Here is a 16,857-nt window from a genome sequence, read left to right as displayed (position 1 = left end):
AGGACGCCGACGAGCTGATCGCCGGCCTCGGCCAGGCCCCTGGCACCGTAGCCCCTACTCCTGCGGGTCGATCCCCGCCCGCAACAACCCGTACGCGTACGCGTCGTCGAGGGCCTGCCAGGAGGCGGCGATGACATTTTCGGCGACGCCGACGGTGGCCCAGTCGCCGGTGCCGTCCGAGGTGGTGATGAGGACACGGGTGGTGGATTCGGTGCCGTGCTTGCCTTCGAGGATGCGGACCTTGTAGTCGACGAGTTCGAGCTTGGCGAGCTGGGGGTAGATCTTTTCCAGGCCGACACGGAGCGCGCGGTCGAGGGCGTTGACCGGGCCGTTGCCTTCGGCGGTGGCGACGATGCGCTCGCCCTTGGCCCAGAGCTTGACGGTGGCCTCGTTGGCATGGGTGCCGTCGGGGCGGTCCTCGACGATGGCGCGCCAGGACTCGACCCTGAAGTAGCGGCGGGGCCTGCCCTCCAGCTCCTCGCGGAGGAGGAGTTCGAAGGAGGCGTCGGCGGCCTCGTAGGTGTAGCCCCGGAGTTCGCGCTCCTTGACCCGCGCGACGACCCGGCCGATGAGCTCGCGGTCGCCGCCGAGGTCGACGCCGAGCTCCTTGCCCTTGAGCTCGATGGAGGCACGGCCGGCCATGTCGGAGACGAGCATCCGCATGGTGTTGCCGACCTGCTCGGGATCGATGTGCTGGTAGAGGTCGGGGTCGACCTTGATCGCGGAGGCGTGGAGGCCGGCCTTGTGGGCGAAGGCGGAGACGCCGACGTAGGGCTGGTGGGTGGAGGGGGTGAGGTTGACGACCTCGGCGATGGCGTGCGAGATACGGGTCATCTCGGCGAGGGAGCCGGGCGGGAGCACCTTCTTGCCGTACTTGAGCTCCAGGGCGGCGACGACGGGGAAGAGGTTGGAGTTGCCGACCCGCTCGCCGTAGCCGTTGGCGGTGCACTGGACGTGGGTGGCGCCCGCGTCGACGGCGGCGAGGGTGTTGGCGACGGCGCAGCCGGTGTCGTCCTGCGTATGGATGCCGAGCCGGGCGCCGGTGTCGGCGAGGACAAGGCCGACGACGGCCTGGACCTGGGCGGGAAGCATGCCGCCGTTAGTGTCGCAGAGGACGACGACGTCGGCGCCGGCTTCATGCGCGGCGCGGACCACCTGCTTGGCGTAATCCGGATTGGCACGGTAGCCGTCGAAGAAGTGCTCGCAGTCGACAAAGACGCGGCGGCCCTGGGAGCGCAGGTAGGAGACGGTGTCCCGGACCATCTCCAGGTTCTCCTCCAGGGTGGTGCGCAGAGCGAGCTCGACATGGCGGTCGTGCGACTTGGCGACGAGGGTGATGACCGGCGCTCCGGAGTCCAGCAGCGCCTTGACCTGCGGGTCGTTGGCGGCTTTGGCGCCGGCCCGGCGGGTGGCGCCGAAGGCGACCAGTTGGGCGTGCCTGAGGTCCAGCTCGGTGGCGGCGCGGGCGAAGAACTCGGTGTCGCGGGGGTTGGCGCCCGGCCAGCCGCCCTCGATGAAGCCCACGCCGAAGTCGTCCAGGTGCCTGGCGATCGTCAGCTTGTCGGCGACGGTGAGGTTGATTCCCTCGCGCTGCGCGCCGTCGCGCAGGGTGGTGTCGAAGACATGGAAGCTGTCATCCAGTTCGGCGGTCATAGTGGTGATAACTCCTGATTGGGTGGGTGGGTTCCGGAATACGGAATCACGGGCTCCACTTGCCCCCATCATCCCTTGCGCTCCGCCTCCGGCATGGATGGGCCGGAAAACGAAAAAACCTCTCGCGGGTGCGAGAGGTCTGCGCGCGGGTCCGAGGCACGATGGCCGCTCAGTACGGTGTCGTACGGGGCGGTCACTGGGGACCGGCGCGCCTGCTGCCAATAATCATCGCGGCGAACGAGAGCACGGAGAAAGTCTGCCACACTTCCGCCTCCCTGCGGCCAGGGTCTCACGATGCGGGCGCTCGACCAGTTCGTAGACGGTGAGGTCCAGGCTGGACGTCGCCGAGTTGATCAGGTTGTAGATGGGGGTGATGCCCTGGTCGGGCTGGACGATGACGTTGTGCGACGCCGCGCCGGCGGGGACGGCGGTGGCGACGGCGGTGCCGGTGAGCGCGAGCGCGGCGGTGGCCGCGGTGGCTATTCGGCGGGCGATCGAGTGGTGCACGGTGCCTCCTGGTGTGGGGGTGAAGCACAGGGCGTTTCTGACGCCACACCAGAAGTAACAGGATGTTCATGACAAGAACATGTCCGGCCGCCAACAAGCGGGTTACGCGCGTAGAATTTGGCCTCCACTTTACGGACCCCTCAGCGGGCCATGGCCTCTGCCCTACGCCGGCTATACGATCCGCACACCGAACAACCGGCCCGCACACAGGCCACCTGTGCCGTCGCCGCGACAGCCGGCCGGAGCGCCGCAGGGTCCCCCTGGCCTCGGGAAAAGGGAAGGGGGACCCTGAGCAGGCCTTAGAGCCTGTCGGGTGACCTCTGATCGGGCGGCCACGCCCTGGCACGCACGCTTCCCGCGTTGCCGAAATGCCCTAGTAGCTCCTCCCCCAAGCTCTCGGCTTCGCTCGAGCAGGGGGGACCCCATCGAGGACATCCCGGCGCCTTGGAATCGCACGCACCAGACCGCGTCCGCTCTCCGATCGAAGATCACCCGACAGGTTCCTAGAGGCCGCGCGAATAGGTGGGGCGGCCTCTTAGCCCAGCTGGTGCATCCAGCCGTGCGTATCGGCGGCGCGGCCGGTCTGAATGTCGAGGAGTGCCCTGCGGAGCTTCATCGTGACCTCGCCCGGCTGCCCGTCGGCGACGGTCCAGTCCGCGCGGGTGGACTTCACGGAACCGACCGGGGTGATCGCGGCGGCGGTACCGCAGGCGAAGACCTCGGTGAGGGTGCCGTCTGCGTTGGCCTGCTTCCAGTCGTCGACGGAGATACGGCCCTCGGAGACCTCGTAGCCGAGGTCGGCCGCGATCTTGAGGAGGGAAGCGCGGGTGATGCCGGGAAGGAGCGAGCCGGACAGCTCGGGGGTGACGATCCGCCGCTTCCCGTCCTTCTGGCCGTACACGAAGTACAGGTTCATGCCGCCCATCTCCTCGATCCAGCGGCGCTCGATCGCGTCGAGCCAGACCACCTGGTCGCAGCCCTGCTCGGCGGCCTGCGCCTGGGCGACGAGCGAGGCGGCGTAGTTGCCGCCGGCTTTGGCGGCGCCGGTGCCGCCGGGCGCGGCGCGGACGTACTCCTCCGAGAGCCACACCGAGACGGGCTTGACGCCACCCGGGAAGTAGGCGCCGGCCGGGGAGGCGATGACGATGAAGAGGTACTCGTTGGCGGGCCGGACGCCGAGCCCGACCTCGGTGGCGAACATGAAGGGGCGCAGGTAGAGCGACTGCTCGCCCGCGCTGGGCACCCAGGCGCGGTCCTGGGTGACCAGGGCGTCGATGGCGGCGACAAAGGTCTCGACCGGGAGCTCGGGCATGGCCAGGCGGCGGGCGGAGGACTGGAAGCGCTCGGCGTTGGCCGTCGGCCGGAAGGTGGCGATGGTGCCGTCGGGCTGCCGGTAGGCCTTCATGCCCTCGAAGATCGTCTGGGCGTAGTGCAGCGTCATGTTCGCCGGGTCGATGGAGAGCGGCGCGTAAGGCACGAGCTGGGCGTCGTGCCAGCCGCGGCCTTCGGTCCACCGGATCGTCACCATATGGTCGGTGAAGTAGCGCCCGAAGCCGGGGTCGGCGAGGATCGCCTCCCGTTCGGCGTCGGAGAGCGGGTGCGAGGAGGGCTTGAGCTCGATCGCGGGCGTCGTCATGTCTGTGTGTCCTTCACCGTGAGTCATGGCGGGCCGCGCTTCGCCTCACGGCGGTGCTAGGACGTCCGAGCTTCCCCTCGCGACGCGGCTCCGCGTCCGATTATCTCCGAAAGGAGCGTGCGGACGGAATCCATGCCTCTGTGCGAATGGGGGCAGCGCGACCCAGGGTCTATGTACATGTCAGCCGAGAGGGATGTCGCTGACCGGCCGGGTCGGCTGGTGTGATGTGGCTGTGCGGCGGCCCCCCGCCCCGGTGGGGACGGAGGGCCGGCAAGCTTTGCTCCCGGCGGTCAGCCGGATACTCGGGCCGCGAGCGCGTCGCCGATTCCGGCGGTGCCGCGATGGCCGACGGCAGCGGCTCCGCGCCCGGCGAGGTCCACGGAAACCGCGGCCTCGATGCGAGCGGCCTCGTCGGTGTAGCCGAGGTGCCGCAGAAGCAGGGCGACGGAGAGCACGGTGGCGGTCGGGTCGGCCTTGCCCTGGCCGGCGATGTCCGGCGCTGAGCCGTGGACCGGCTCGAACATCGACGGGAAGTCGCCCGAGGGGTTGATGTTGCCGGAGGCCGCGAGACCGATGCCGCCGGTGACGGCGGCGGCGAGGTCGGTGAGGATGTCGCCGAAGAGGTTGTCGGTGACGATCACATCGAAGCGCTCGGGCTGGGTGACGAAGAAGATCGTCGCCGCGTCCACATGCAGATAGTCGGTGCTGACCTCGGGGAACTCCTCCCCGACCTTGTCGAAGACGTTCTTCCACAGGTGACCGGCGTACACCAGCACATTGTTCTTGTGGACCAGCGTGAGCTTCTTGCGCGGCCGGGCCTGGGCGCGGGCATAGGCGTCGCGCACCACACGCTCGATGCCGAAGGCGGTGTTGAGGCTGACCTCGGTGGCCACTTCGTGCGGGGTGCCGGTACGGAGGGAGCCGCCGTTGCCGACGTACGGGCCCTCGGTGCCCTCACGGACGACAATGAAGTCGATCTCCGGCTCGCCGGCCAGCGGGCTCTTCACCCCCGGGAAGAGCTTCGACGGCCGCAGGTTCACGTGGTGGTCGAAGGCGAAGCGCAGCTTCAGCAGCAGCCCCCGCTCCAGGACACCGGACGGGACGGACGGGTCGCCCACCGCGCCGAGTAGGATCGCGTCGTGCTCCTTGAGCCGCGCCAGCTCGGCGTCGGTGAGGGTCTCACCGGTCTCGTGCCAGCGCTTGGCGCCGAGTTCGTAGCTCTTCGTCTCCAGCTTCACATCCTGTGGAAGCACGGCAGCGAGGACCTTGAGGCCCTCGGCCACAACTTCCGGGCCGATACCGTCGCCGGGGATCACTGCGAGTGAGATGCTGCGAGACATGGCGAGCACCCTACTCGCTGTCCCATGCAATGACATGTGATGTCCGCATGACGGACACTTGGGCCTCCGGTCGCGTGGCGTTCACCCGGTGTATGGCAGCGGGTTGACCCCGAATGGAAGGTTTCGGCCATGGACACACCTCGGACGGGTATCGACAGCCGGTTGGCTGACCGGATGAGCATGGCCGAGCAGCACGAGTATCTGCGGAGCAAGCTCTCGCGTCGCCGTGTCATACGGGGCGGTGCCGCGGTCGCCGGAGCGGCCACGGGCACCGGGCTGCTGGGCAGCTCCGCCTACGCCGAAGGGACGACCCAGGCCGTGCCGGCCCAGTCCCCCGCCCTCCTCACCTCGTCGGCCACCGCGCATGTGGACGGGTCCCTGGTGGCCCCGTTCGGCCGGCATCTCGCTTTCGGCGCCGACCCGCAGACCCAGATCCGGGTCTCCTGGCAGGTGCCGCTCGCCGTGAACAAGCCGTTCATCCGCGTCGGCGTCAAGCCGTGGGACCTCAGCCGGAAGATCGAGGCCGAGGTGCGTCCGCTGCACACCGCGGCCCTCACCTCCGCCCTCCGGGCCGTGGACCAGTACTACCTGCATGCCGCGCTGGACGGGCTGCACCCCGGCACCACCTATTACTACGGGGTCGGTCACCAGGGCTTCGACCCGGCCACGGCGGCGGCCTTCGCCACCATCGGCTCGTTCACCACCGCCCCCGCCCACAGCGACAAGTTCGTCTTCACCGCCTTCGGCGACCAGGGCGTCAGCTACCACGCGCTGGCCAACGACAGCCTCATCCTCGCCCAGAACCCGTCGTTCCATCTGCACGCCGGTGACATCTGCTACGCCGACCCGGCCGGCTCGGGCCAGTCGACCGACACCTACGACGCCCGCACCTGGGACCAGTTCCTCGCCCAGACCGAGTCCGTCGCCTCCCGCGTGCCCTGGATGGTCGCCGTCGGCAACCACGACATGGAGGCCTGGTACTCCCCCAATGGCTACGGCGGCCAGGACGCCCGCTGGACCCTGCCGGGGAACGGGCCGGACGCCGCGAAGCTTCCGGGGACGTACTCGTTCACGTACGGCAATGTCGGCGTGATAGCGCTGGACGCCAACGATGTCTCGTACGAGATCCCCGCGAACATCGGCATCAGCGGCGGCACCCAGACCACCTGGCTCGACAAGCGGCTCGGCGAGCTGCGCAACAAGGCCGGGATCGATTTCATCGTGGTCTTCTTCCACCACTGTGCCTTCTCCACCACCAACCAGCATGCCTCCGAGGGCGGAGTGCGGGAGGCGTGGGTGCCGCTCTTCGAGAAGCACAACGTCGACCTGGTCATCAACGGCCACAACCACGTCTACGAGCGCACCGACGCGCTCAAGGGCGGCGCGGTCTCGAAGAAGGCCCCGATCGGCACCACTGTGCACTCCGAGCGCGACGGCATCGTCTATGTCACGGCGGGCGGCGCGGGCAGGAGCCTCTACAGCTTCCCGGTGCCGGACAGCTACGAGGGACATGTCGCGGACCTCGACAGCGTGGACACCTACCACTGGACCAAGGGTGCGGTGAAAGCCACCGAGACGGTGGAGTGGTCCCGGGTCCGCTACACGGGCTATTCGTTCCTCGCCGTGGAAGTGGAGCCGGCCAGGCCCGGGCAAACGGCGAAGCTGACGGTCTCCGCGCTGGCCGAGACCGGCGAGCGCATCGACCACTTCGTGGTGGCGCGCACGGCGAAGTAACGGCGGCGGCTCCGTCCTCACTCGCCCGTCCGGCGAGTGAGGACATAGCCGGCCGGGCAGGCCCTGGGGGCGGCTTAGCGTGCCTCGTGGCCGGTGCTGCCGCCATTGTCACGGCGGTCCAGCGCGCGCTGGAGTGCTTCGGCAGCGTTCTTGCGGGCGGTCTCGTCCATGGTGAACAGCTCCAAAGGGATCAGGAGACGGTGAATTCGCCATAGAACGGGGCGGGGACCCGGCTCGGCAGGGGGTGACCTGCGACGGCTCGGCCGGTTCACATCCGCCGATCGCTGGTGGAGCGAGACGTTCGGCTTCTACAAAAGTAAGTCAGTCCCGCCGTTCTGTCTGCACAATTACTCGGGCTTCCTACTATCTGAGACGGACAGCCCCTGCGACTGCCCCCACTCCGGCCGCCGCATGCCGCGCGGATTGTTCCAATCGCCGGGCGGGCTCGACCGAGACCGCCCGGCGATTGAGGACGACCGTCAGCCCATGTGGGGGTACCGGTAATCGGTCGGCGGAACGAGGGTCTCCTTGATGGCGCGGGTGGAGGTCCAGCGCAGCAGGTTCTGCGGAGCGCCGGCCTTGTCGTTGGTGCCGGAGGCGCGGGCGCCACCGAAAGGCTGCTGGCCGACGACGGCACCGGTCGACTTGTCGTTGATGTAGAAGTTGCCGGCGGCGAACCGCAGCTTCTCCATGGTGCCGGCGACGGCGGCGCGATCACGGGCGATGACGGAACCGGTCAGGGCGTACCCGGACACCGACTCCAGCTGGGCGAGCACCTCGTCGTACGCGGCGTCCTCGTAGACATGGACACCCAGGACCGGGCCGAAGTACTCGGTGCGGAAGATCTCGTTCCCGGGATCGGTGGAGACAAGGACGGTCGGGCGGACGAAGTAGCCGACGCTGTCGTCGTACGTACCACCGGCGACGACCTCGATCGTCGGGTCGGCCTTGGCCCGGTCGATGGCGGCCTTGTTCTTGGCGAAGGCACGCTCGTCGATGACAGCACCGATGAAGTTGGACAGGTCGGTGACATCGCCCATGGTGAGGCCGTCCACCTCGGCCGCGAACTCCTCCTTGAAACCGTTCTCCCAGATGGAGCGGGGGATGTAGGCGCGGGAGGTGGCCGAACACTTCTGGCCCTGGTACTCGAAGGCCCCTCGGGTGAGAGCGGTCCTCAGCACGGCCGGGTCGGCGGACGGGTGGGCGACGACGAAGTCCTTGCCACCGGTCTCGCCGACGATGCGCGGGTAGCTCTTGTACGACTCGATGTTGGCGCCGACGGTCTTCCACAGGTGCTGGAAGGTCTTCGTCGAGCCGGTGAAGTGGATGCCCGCGAGGTCCGGGTGCGTCAGCGCCACCTCGGAAACCGCGATGCCGTCGCCCGTCACCAGGTTGATGACGCCCTTGGGCAGCCCGGCTTCCTCCAGGAGGGCCATCAGCAGCACGGCGGCATGGGTCTGGGTCGGGGACGGCTTCCAGACCACGACATTGCCCATCAGCGCGGGCGCGGTCGGCAGATTGCCCGCGATCGCGGTGAAGTTGAAGGGGGTGATCGCGTAGACGAAACCTTCCAGCGGACGGTGGTCGGCACGATTCCAGACACCCGGCGACGAGATCGGCTGCTCGGCCAGGATCTGCCGGGCGAAGTGCACATTGAAGCGCCAGAAGTCGATCAGCTCGCACGGCGCGTCGACCTCGGCCTGTTGCGCGGTCTTGGACTGCCCGAGCATGGTGGAGGCGGCGATCGTCTCCCGCCACGGGCCGGCCAGCAGCTCGGCGGCCCGGAGGATGATCGCCGCGCGGTCGTCGAAGGACAGCGCCCGCCAGGCCGGGGCGGCGGCCAGCGCCGCGTCGACGGCGTCCTGCGCGTCCTGGTGCGTGGCGTTGCCGTAGGTGCCGAGGACGGCGCCGTGATTGTGCGGCTGTACAACGTCGAAGCGCTCACCGCCGCCGAGCCGCTTCTCCCCGCCGATGGTCATCGGCAGCTCGACCGGGTTCCCGGCCAGCTCCTTCAGCTTCGACTCCAGGCGGGCCCGCTCCGGGCTCCCCGGGGCGTAGGAGTGGACCGGCTCGTTCACCGGGGCGGGGACCTGGGTCACAGCGTCCATCGGGGCATCTCCTTCTGGGATTTCGGCGATCGAGCGAGCGGGAAGCGGGAAGGGGTCAGCGGTTCGGAAGGAAGGACCGCAGGAAGAAGGTGAGGTTCGCGGGGCGCTCCGCGAGGCGGCGCATGAAGTACCCGTACCAGTCTGCGCCGTAAGGGATGTAAATGCGTACACGCTCACCGGTCGCGGCAAGGCGGCGCTGCTCGGCGGTGCGGATACCGAAGAGCATCTGGTATTCGTACGATCCCTGCTTGCGGTCGTGACGCGCCGCCAGCTCCTGCGCGATCGCGATCAGCCGCGGGTCGTGCGAGCCGACCATCGGATAGCCGTCGCCGGCCATCAGGATCTTCAAACAGCGCACATATGCGCGGTCCACTTCGCGCTTCTCCTGGTGCGCGACAGAAGCGGGCTCCTTGTACGCGCCTTTTACCAGGCGCACGCGCGAGCCGGCTGCCGCCAGGGCGCGGGCGTCCTCTTCGGTACGGAAGAGGTAGGACTGCAGGACGGCGCCCGTGCCGGGGTGCCGCTCACGGAGCTCGGCGAGGACCGCCAGGGTGGAGTCGACCGTGGTGTGGTCCTCCATGTCCAGGGTGACCGTCGTGCCGATCTCGGTGGCCAGCTCCGCCACCCGGCGGACATTCTCCAGTGCGATCTCATGACCGCTGCCGGGCAGCGCCTGCCCGAACGCCGAGAGCTTGACGGACACCTCGGCCTTCGGACCGAGGCCCTCGAGCATGAGCGCCTCCAGGAGACGCAGGTACGCGTCCCGGGTCGCGGTCGCCGTCGCCCGGTCGGTGACATCCTCACCCAGGTGGTCGAGGGTCACTGTCAGGCCGGAGGCGGTCAGCGCCCGGACGCTGTTCATGGCGGGGGCCAGCCCGTCGCCCGCGACGAAGCGGTCCACCACGGGGCGCGTCACCGGCGCGGCGGCGACAATACGGCGCATACGGTCGCTGCGCGAGGCGGCGAGCAACACGGGACCGAGCACGGTGGCTCCTCATCAGGAACGGAACTTGCGGCAACACCGCGAATTTATGGTTCCCCTACCCCGTGGACCATCGACAGCTGTCACGCATCCCGGACGGATCCCTCATACAGATGTATGAGACGCATGGGAAGCTGATGGGGTGCGCGGTGAATACGATGCTTACCAGGAACTGCTCGACGAGGTGTCGGCTCTCCTCGGCGCGCCGGCGACCCTTGAGGACCGCGACTTCCGGCTCATCGCCTTCGGGGCCCACGACAGCGACGACTCCGTGACCGATCCCGTCCGTACGCGGTCGATCCTCACCCGGCGCTCCACCGCTGAGGTCCGGGCCTGGTTCGAACGGTTCGGCATCGCCCGGGCCACCGGCCCGGTCCGGATCCCGGCCGCGCCGGACGCGGGGGTCCTGTTGACCCGGCTCTGCCTTCCGGTACGCCACCGGGGCATCGTCCACGGCTACGTATGGCTGCTCGACAGCGCCGAGCACACCCCGCCGCAGCTCAACGCGGCCATGGAGGTCGCCGCCCGCATCGGCGCGGCCCTGGCCGCCGAGGCCGAGGCCGAGGCTGCCCCGAGCCGGGCCCTGGCCGCGCTGCTGACCGGCGAGCGCTCCGACCTCCCGCCGGAAGTGCTCGACCTCGCCGGCCCGCACACACTGGTCTGCGTGACCCCATGGGCGGCGGCTCAGCCCGGCGCCCGCACCGTCCCCGGCGCGGCGGCGCTCTGCGTCCTGCCTGCTGCGGCTGCAGTGCCCCACGCGCCTAGCGCGCCCCGCGCCATCGCGCTGGCAGCGCTCATCCGGCTCCGGTCGGCCACCGTACTCTCCCCTGCCCGGACCGCCGCCGCCCGTCTCCTGGAGGCGGTCCGGGCGGACGGCGCCACCGCCGGCATCAGCGCACCCCGCATTGGCCCCACCGAGCTGCCCGACGCCTGGCGCGAGGCCTCCGGCGCCGCCCGCGCCGCCCACGCCCAGCCCCGGCTCGGCCCCGTCGCCCAGTGGCCGTCCATCGGCCCGTACCGGCTGCTCACCGCGCTCCCGGCCGAGGCCGACCCCGCCGTAGGGCCCCTGCTGGCCCACCCCGACCTGGCCCGCACCGCCGAGGTGTACCTCGACCACGCCGGCCAGGCGGGCCGGACGGCGGCGGCGCTGGGGATCCACCGCCAGACGCTCTACTACCGGCTCACCCGGGTCGAGCAGCTCACCGGTCTCGACCTCGGCGAAGGCGAGGACCGGCTGCTGCTGCACATGGCTCTCAAGGCCGCGCGCCTGTGACCCGGTATCCGGTAATGCGTGCAGGCCCCCGGGAGGACATCCCCCGGGGGCCTGCACGTCAAGAGGACTGCCGCTCAGGCCTCGAGGTTGACCTGGCGGGCGGAGGTCGCCCCGATCTCCTCGGCGATCTCGGTGAGGACATTGGCCGGGATGGCGGAGTCGACGGTGAGGACGACCAGCGCCTCGCCGCCGGCGGCCGCGCGGGCGACCTGCATGCCGGCGATGTTCACACCGGCCTCGCCGAGGATGCGGCCGATCGTGCCGACGACACCGGGGCGGTCGGTGTAGCGCAGGAAGGCCATGTGGTTGGCGAGTACGAGGTCCACATCGTCCTCGCCGACGGCGACGACCTTCTGGATGTGCTTCGGACCGGCGAGGGTGCCGGAGACCGAGACCTCCTGGCCGTCGGAGAGGGTGCCGCGGACGGTGACGAGGTTGCGGTGGTCCGGGGACTCGGAGCTGGTGGTGAGGCGGACCTCGACGCCACGCTCCTGTGCGAAGAGCGGAGCGTTGACATAAGAGACGGTCTCGTCGACGACGTCCTCGAAGACGCCCTTGAGAGCGGAGAGTTCCAGCACCTTGACGTCGTGCTGGGTGATCTCGCCGCGCACCTCGACATCGAGGCGGGCCGCTACCTCGCCGGCCAGAGCCGTGAAGATCCGGCCGAGCTTCTCGGCGAGCGGAAGACCCGGCTTGACGTCCTCGGCGATGACGCCGCCCTGGACGTTCACCGCGTCCGGGACCAGCTCGCCCGCGAGCGCGAGGCGGACGGACTTGGCGACGGCGATGCCGGCCTTCTCCTGGGCCTCGTCGGTGGATGCGCCCAGGTGCGGGGTGGCGACCACATTGTCGAACTGGAACAGCGGCGAGTCGGTGCACGGTTCCTTCGCGTACACATCCAGGCCGGCGCCGGAGACCCGGCCCTCCTTGAGGGCGCTCGCCAGGGCTTCCTCATCGACGATGCCGCCACGGGCGGCGTTGACGATGCGGACGGTCGGCTTGACCTTGTGCAGTGCTTCCTCGCCGATCAGGCCGATCGTCTCGGGGGTCTTGGGGAGGTGGACGGTGATGAAGTCCGCGACCTCGAGGAGTTCGTCCAGGGAGAGCAGCTTGACGCCCATCTGCGCGGCGCGCGCCGGCTGCACATAGGGGTCGTACGCGACGATCTTCATCCCGAACGCCGACATGCGCTGCGCGACCAGCACCCCGATCCGGCCGAGGCCGACCACGCCGAGGGTCTTCTCGCTCAGCTCGACGCCGGTGTACTTGTTCCGCTTCCACTCACCCTGCTTCAGCGCGGCGTTGGCCGGCGCGATGTTCCGGGCGACAGAGATCAGCAGACCGCAGGCGAGCTCGGCGGCGGTGACGATGTTCGAGGTCGGGGCGTTGACGACCATCACGCCCGCCTTGGTGGCGGCCGACACATCGACATTGTCCAGGCCGACGCCGGCGCGGGCGACGACCTTCAGCTTGTGGGCGGCGGCGATGGCCTCGGCGTCGACCTTCGTGGCGCTGCGCACCAGGATGGCGTCGACATCCGTGATCGCGGACAGCAGCTCGGCTCGATCGGCGCCATTGGCGTGCCGGATCTCGAAATCCGGTCCGAGTGCGTCCACCGTGGCGGGCGACAGCTCTTCAGCGATGAGTACGACGGGCTTGCTCACGTGAGGTCCTCACTAGTCCCTGGCTTTCGGCCGCGTCCCGACGGCCGAAAGCGGTGGAGAGGGATGGCAATGTCGCGTGGAAGCTGCACGACGCTGTGAGCCTGACGCGCTTGTTAAGGCAGTGTATCGGCGAGGGGGCCTGCGACCGGCGTCTTGGCCGAAAGGATCACTCGCACGGGCATCGGGCCGCGGCCAGGATCACGGGCCGGACCGGACAGGAGGCGGCCCGGAGGCCGGGGCAGTGCCCCGGCCTCCGGGCCCCGAACGGCGCCAGAGGCCTTACGCCTCTTCGTCGACCCAGCTCATGAGCTTGCGCAGCTTACGGCCGGTGGTCTCCAGCAGATGCTCGCTGTCGGCCTTCTTGTACTCGTTGTACTTCGGCAGACCGGCGTTGTACTCGGCGATCCAGTTGTTGGCGAAGGTGCCGTCCTGGATCTCCGCGAGGATCTTCTTCATCTCGGCCTTGGTGCCGTCGTTGATGATGCGCGGGCCGCTGATGTAGTCGCCCCACTCGGCGGTCTCGGAGATCGACCAGCGCATCTTCTCCAGGCCGCCCTCGTACATGAGGTCGACAATGAGCTTGAGCTCGTGGAGGCACTCGAAGTACGCGATCTCCGGCTGGTAGCCGGCCTCGGTCAGCGTCTCGAAGCCCGCCTTGACCAGGGCCGCGGTGCCGCCGCAGAGGACCGCCTGCTCGCCGAAGAGGTCGGTCTCGGTCTCCTCGGTGAAGGTCGTCTTGATGACGCCGGCCTTGGTGCCGCCGATGCCCTTGGCGTACGACAGCGCCAGGGCGAAGCCGCTACCGCTGGCGTCCTGCTCGACGGCCACGATGCAGGGGACGCCGCGGCCCTCTTCGTACTGGCGGCGCACCAGGTGGCCCGGGCCCTTGGGGGCGACCATGCAGACGTCGACCTCAGCCGGGGGCTTGATGAAGCCGTACCGGATGTTGAGGCCATGGCCGAAGAAGATCGCGTCGCCGGCCTTCAGATTGTCCTTGATGGACTCCTCGTAGACGCGGGCCTGGATCGGGTCCGGGACCAGGATCATGATGACGTCGGCCTCGGCCGCGGCCTCGGCCGGGGTGACGACGCGCAGGCCCTGCTCCTCGGCCTTGGCCCTGGACTTGGAGCCCTCGTGCAGACCGACGCGGACATCTACGCCCGAATCGCGCAGGGAGAGCGCGTGGGCATGGCCCTGGCTTCCGTAGCCGATGACCGCGACCTTGCGGCCCTGGATGATGGACAGGTCGGCATCGTCGTCATAGAACAGCTCGGCCACTGGGGTCTCTCCTTGCTTTCTGGCGTGTTGCCCACACATTACGTCGGGCGGGCGAAGGCGCGTTTTACGGTCTCGCTATGCGGATCGGTCGAGGGCGCGCAGCGAGCGGTCGGTGATGGAGCGGGCGCCGCGTCCGACGGCGATGGTGCCGGACTGCACCAGCTCCTTGATGCCGAACGGCTCCAGCATCTTGAGCATGGCGTCCAGCTTGTCGGCGCCGCCGGTGGCCTCGATGGTGACGGCTTCCGGGGAGACGTCGACGGTCTTGGCGCGGAAGAGCTGGACGATCTCGACGATCTGGGAGCGGGACTCGTTGTCGGCCCGGACCTTCACCAGAACGAGTTCGCGCTGGACGGCGGAGGACGGATCCAGTTCGACGATCTTCAGGACGTTGACCAGCTTGTTGAGCTGTTTGGTGACCTGTTCCAGCGGGAGTTCCTCGATCACATTGACCACGATGGTGATGCGTGAGATCTCGGGGTGCTCGGTGGTGCCGACGGCGAGGGAGTCGATGTTGAAGCCGCGGCGGGAGAACAGGGCGGTGATCCGGGCAAGGACACCGGGCTTGTTCTCGACGAGGACGGAGAGGGTGTGCTTGGACATGTCGGGCGTCTTTCCTCTGCTCGGTCGTCGGCTCAGTCGTCGACCGCGTCGCCGAAGTCCGGGCGGACGTCGCGGGCGGCCATGATCTCGTCATTGGAAGTGCCTGCGGCGACCATCGGCCACACCATGGCGTCCTCGTGAACGATGAAGTCCACGACGACCGGGCGGTCGTTGATGGCGTTGGCCTGGGCGATGACCGCGTCCAGGTCGGCGGGGTCATCGCAGCGCAGTCCGACGCAGCCCATGGCCTCGGCGAGCTTGACGAAGTCCGGGATGCGGGTGCCGGCGCTCGGGGTCTTGCTGGCGCCCGTGTGGGAGCCGCTGCCGGCATTGGTGTCGCCGGAGTGCAGCACGGTGTTGGAGTAGCGCTCGTTGTAGAAGAGCGACTGCCACTGGCGGACCATGCCGAGGGCGCCGTTGTTGATGATGGCGACCTTGATCGGGATGTTGTTGAGGGCGCAGGTGACCAGTTCCTGGTTGGTCATCTGGAAGCAGCCGTCACCGTCGATCGCCCAGACGGTCGCTTCGGGCCGGCCGGTCTTGGCACCCATCGCGGCGGGGACGGCATAGCCCATGGTGCCGGCGCCGCCGGAGTTGAACCAGGTGCCGGGCTTCTCGTACTTGATGAACTGGCTGGCCCACATCTGGTGCTGGCCGACGCCGGCCGCGAAGAGGGTGCCCTCCGGGGCGAGCTGTCCGATCCGCTCGATGACCTGCTGCGGGGAGAGGCTGCCGTCGGCGGGCAGGTCGTAGCCGAGCGGGTAGGTGTCGCGCCAGCTGTCGATCGACTTCCACCAGTCGCTGTAGTCGCCGCGGTGGCCGGTCTCGTGCTCGGCCTGGACGGCGACGATCAGGTCGGCGAGCACCTCGCGGGCGTCACCGACGATCGGCACATCGGCGGTGCGGTTCTTGGAGATCTCGGCCGGGTCGATATCGGCGTGCACGATCTTCGCGTGCGGGGCGAACGTGTCGAGGCGGCCGGTGACGCGGTCGTCGAAGCGGGCGCCGAGCGCGACGATCAGGTCGGCCTTCTGCAGGACGGTGACCGCGGAGACCGAGCCGTGCATGCCGGGCATGCCGACATGCTGGGGGTGGCTGTCGGGGAAGGAGCCGAGCGCCATCAGGGTGGTGGTCACGGGCGCGCCGGTGAGCTCGGCGAGGATCCGCAGCTCGGCGGTGGCGCGGGCTTTCATGACACCGCCGCCGACATACAGCACCGGGCGTTTTGCCTCGTTAAGGAGACGGGCGGCCTCGCGGATCTGCTTGGCGTGCGGTTTGGTGACCGGGCGGTAGCCCGGGAGGTCGGTCTGCGGGGGCCAGGAGAAGGTGGTCTGGTTCTGCAGGGCGTCCTTGGCGATGTCGACCAGGACCGGGCCGGGGCGTCCGGTGGATGCCACATGAAACGCCTCGGCGATGGTCCTGGGGATGTCGTCCGCGCTAGTGACCAGGAAGTTGTGCTTGGTGATCGGCATGGTGATGCCGCAGATGTCCGCCTCCTGGAAGGCGTCGGTACCGATCGCCTTGGAGGCGACCTGGCCGGTAATCGCCACGATCGGGACGGAGTCCATGTGGGCGTCGGCGATCGGGGTGACCAGGTTGGTGGCGCCGGGGCCGGAGGTGGCCATACAGACGCCCACCTTGCCGGTGGCCTGGGCGTACCCCTCAGCGGCGTGGCCCGCGCCCTGCTCGTGGCGGACGAGGATGTGGCGCACCTTGGTGGAGTCCATGAGGGGGTCGTACGCCGGCAGGATCGCACCGCCCGGGATGCCGAATACCGTGTCGGCGCCGACAGCCTCGAGAGAGCGGACGAGGGACTGTGCTCCCGTGACTCGCTCGGGTGCGGGGGCGGGCTGCGGCGCTGCGCCACGGGCCCGCGGCTGCGGGTGGTGGGCCCCGGTGGCCTGCTCGGTCATCTGCGTTCTCTTCTCTCGAAGAATGAGGGTGGTCTGGCTGTGGTCTGGGGCCTTGGCTAGGGGCCCGGGCAACAAAAAACCCCTCGTGCCCTGAGGCAAGCGAGGGGAGCGCGCCGGTGCGTTCCACGAGGCGGATAAGAGGCCTCGGGTCAGCCGACGCGCTTTC

At 69.1% G+C, this 16,857-nt stretch carries 12 protein-coding genes; 2 read left to right on the top strand and 10 right to left on the bottom strand.

What is annotated here, in order from left to right:
- Positions 1-54 precede the first annotated feature (54 nt).
- The 4 genes from cimA to FCI23_RS09975 all read right to left on the bottom strand — a co-directional run bounded on the left by cimA (position 55) and on the right by FCI23_RS09975 (position 5,136).
- Complete coding sequence (gene cimA, locus FCI23_RS09990) at positions 55-1,653, bottom strand: citramalate synthase (RefSeq protein ID WP_136723127.1); 1,599 nt, start codon at positions 1,651-1,653, stop codon at positions 55-57.
- A 225-nt stretch (positions 1,654-1,878) separates the two neighbouring features.
- Positions 1,879-2,160 (bottom strand): phospholipase D-like domain-containing protein, encoded by a 282-nt coding sequence (locus FCI23_RS09985; RefSeq protein ID WP_136723126.1) that lies wholly within the window; start codon positions 2,158-2,160, stop codon positions 1,879-1,881.
- Between the two features lie 535 nt (positions 2,161-2,695).
- Positions 2,696-3,796 carry a branched-chain amino acid aminotransferase gene (locus FCI23_RS09980; protein ID WP_136723125.1) on the bottom strand — a complete coding sequence of 367 codons (1,101 nt, stop codon included), beginning with the start codon at positions 3,794-3,796 and terminating at the stop codon, positions 2,696-2,698.
- A 290-nt stretch (positions 3,797-4,086) separates the two neighbouring features.
- A complete protein-coding gene (locus tag FCI23_RS09975) occupies positions 4,087-5,136 on the bottom strand; it encodes a 3-isopropylmalate dehydrogenase (RefSeq protein ID WP_136723124.1) in 1,050 nt (349 codons plus the stop codon).
- A 129-nt stretch (positions 5,137-5,265) separates the two neighbouring features.
- Between FCI23_RS09975 and FCI23_RS09970 the strand changes: the two genes are divergently transcribed.
- Positions 5,266-6,870, top strand: coding sequence for a purple acid phosphatase family protein (locus tag FCI23_RS09970; protein ID WP_136723123.1), 1,605 nt, complete (start codon positions 5,266-5,268; stop codon positions 6,868-6,870).
- A 479-nt stretch (positions 6,871-7,349) separates the two neighbouring features.
- Here FCI23_RS09970 and pruA read toward each other — a convergent pair whose 3' ends face one another.
- Complete coding sequence (gene pruA / locus FCI23_RS09965; RefSeq protein ID WP_136723122.1) at positions 7,350-8,978, bottom strand: L-glutamate gamma-semialdehyde dehydrogenase; 1,629 nt, start codon at positions 8,976-8,978, stop codon at positions 7,350-7,352.
- A 55-nt stretch (positions 8,979-9,033) separates the two neighbouring features.
- Complete coding sequence (locus FCI23_RS09960; RefSeq protein ID WP_136723121.1) at positions 9,034-9,963, bottom strand: proline dehydrogenase family protein; 930 nt, start codon at positions 9,961-9,963, stop codon at positions 9,034-9,036.
- A 139-nt stretch (positions 9,964-10,102) separates the two neighbouring features.
- On the opposite strand from FCI23_RS09960, the gene FCI23_RS09955 reads away from it, so the two are divergent.
- A complete protein-coding gene (locus FCI23_RS09955; protein ID WP_136723120.1) occupies positions 10,103-11,233 on the top strand; it encodes a PucR family transcriptional regulator in 1,131 nt (376 codons plus the stop codon).
- 74 nt (positions 11,234-11,307) lie between these two features.
- Here FCI23_RS09955 and serA read toward each other — a convergent pair whose 3' ends face one another.
- From serA to FCI23_RS09935, 4 genes are all read right to left on the bottom strand, one after another.
- Positions 11,308-12,897: a phosphoglycerate dehydrogenase gene (serA, locus tag FCI23_RS09950; RefSeq protein ID WP_136723119.1), complete on the bottom strand. Its 1,590-nt coding sequence runs from the start codon at positions 12,895-12,897 to the stop codon at positions 11,308-11,310.
- A gap of 279 nt (positions 12,898-13,176) precedes the next feature.
- Positions 13,177-14,175, bottom strand: coding sequence for a ketol-acid reductoisomerase (gene ilvC, locus FCI23_RS09945; protein ID WP_136723118.1), 999 nt, complete (start codon positions 14,173-14,175; stop codon positions 13,177-13,179).
- Between the two features lie 75 nt (positions 14,176-14,250).
- Positions 14,251-14,778, bottom strand: coding sequence for an acetolactate synthase small subunit (ilvN, locus tag FCI23_RS09940; protein WP_136723117.1), 528 nt, complete (start codon positions 14,776-14,778; stop codon positions 14,251-14,253).
- Positions 14,779-14,810: 32 nt separating this feature from the next.
- Complete coding sequence (locus FCI23_RS09935; RefSeq protein WP_136723116.1) at positions 14,811-16,691, bottom strand: acetolactate synthase large subunit; 1,881 nt, start codon at positions 16,689-16,691, stop codon at positions 14,811-14,813.
- Positions 16,692-16,857: the final 166 nt, after the last annotated feature.

The sequence above is a fragment of the Actinacidiphila oryziradicis genome (assembly GCF_005047355.1).
GTDB classification, from domain to species: Bacteria; Actinomycetota; Actinomycetes; order Streptomycetales; family Streptomycetaceae; genus Actinacidiphila; species Actinacidiphila oryziradicis.
This window is presented reverse-complemented; position numbering and strand designations above follow the sequence as displayed.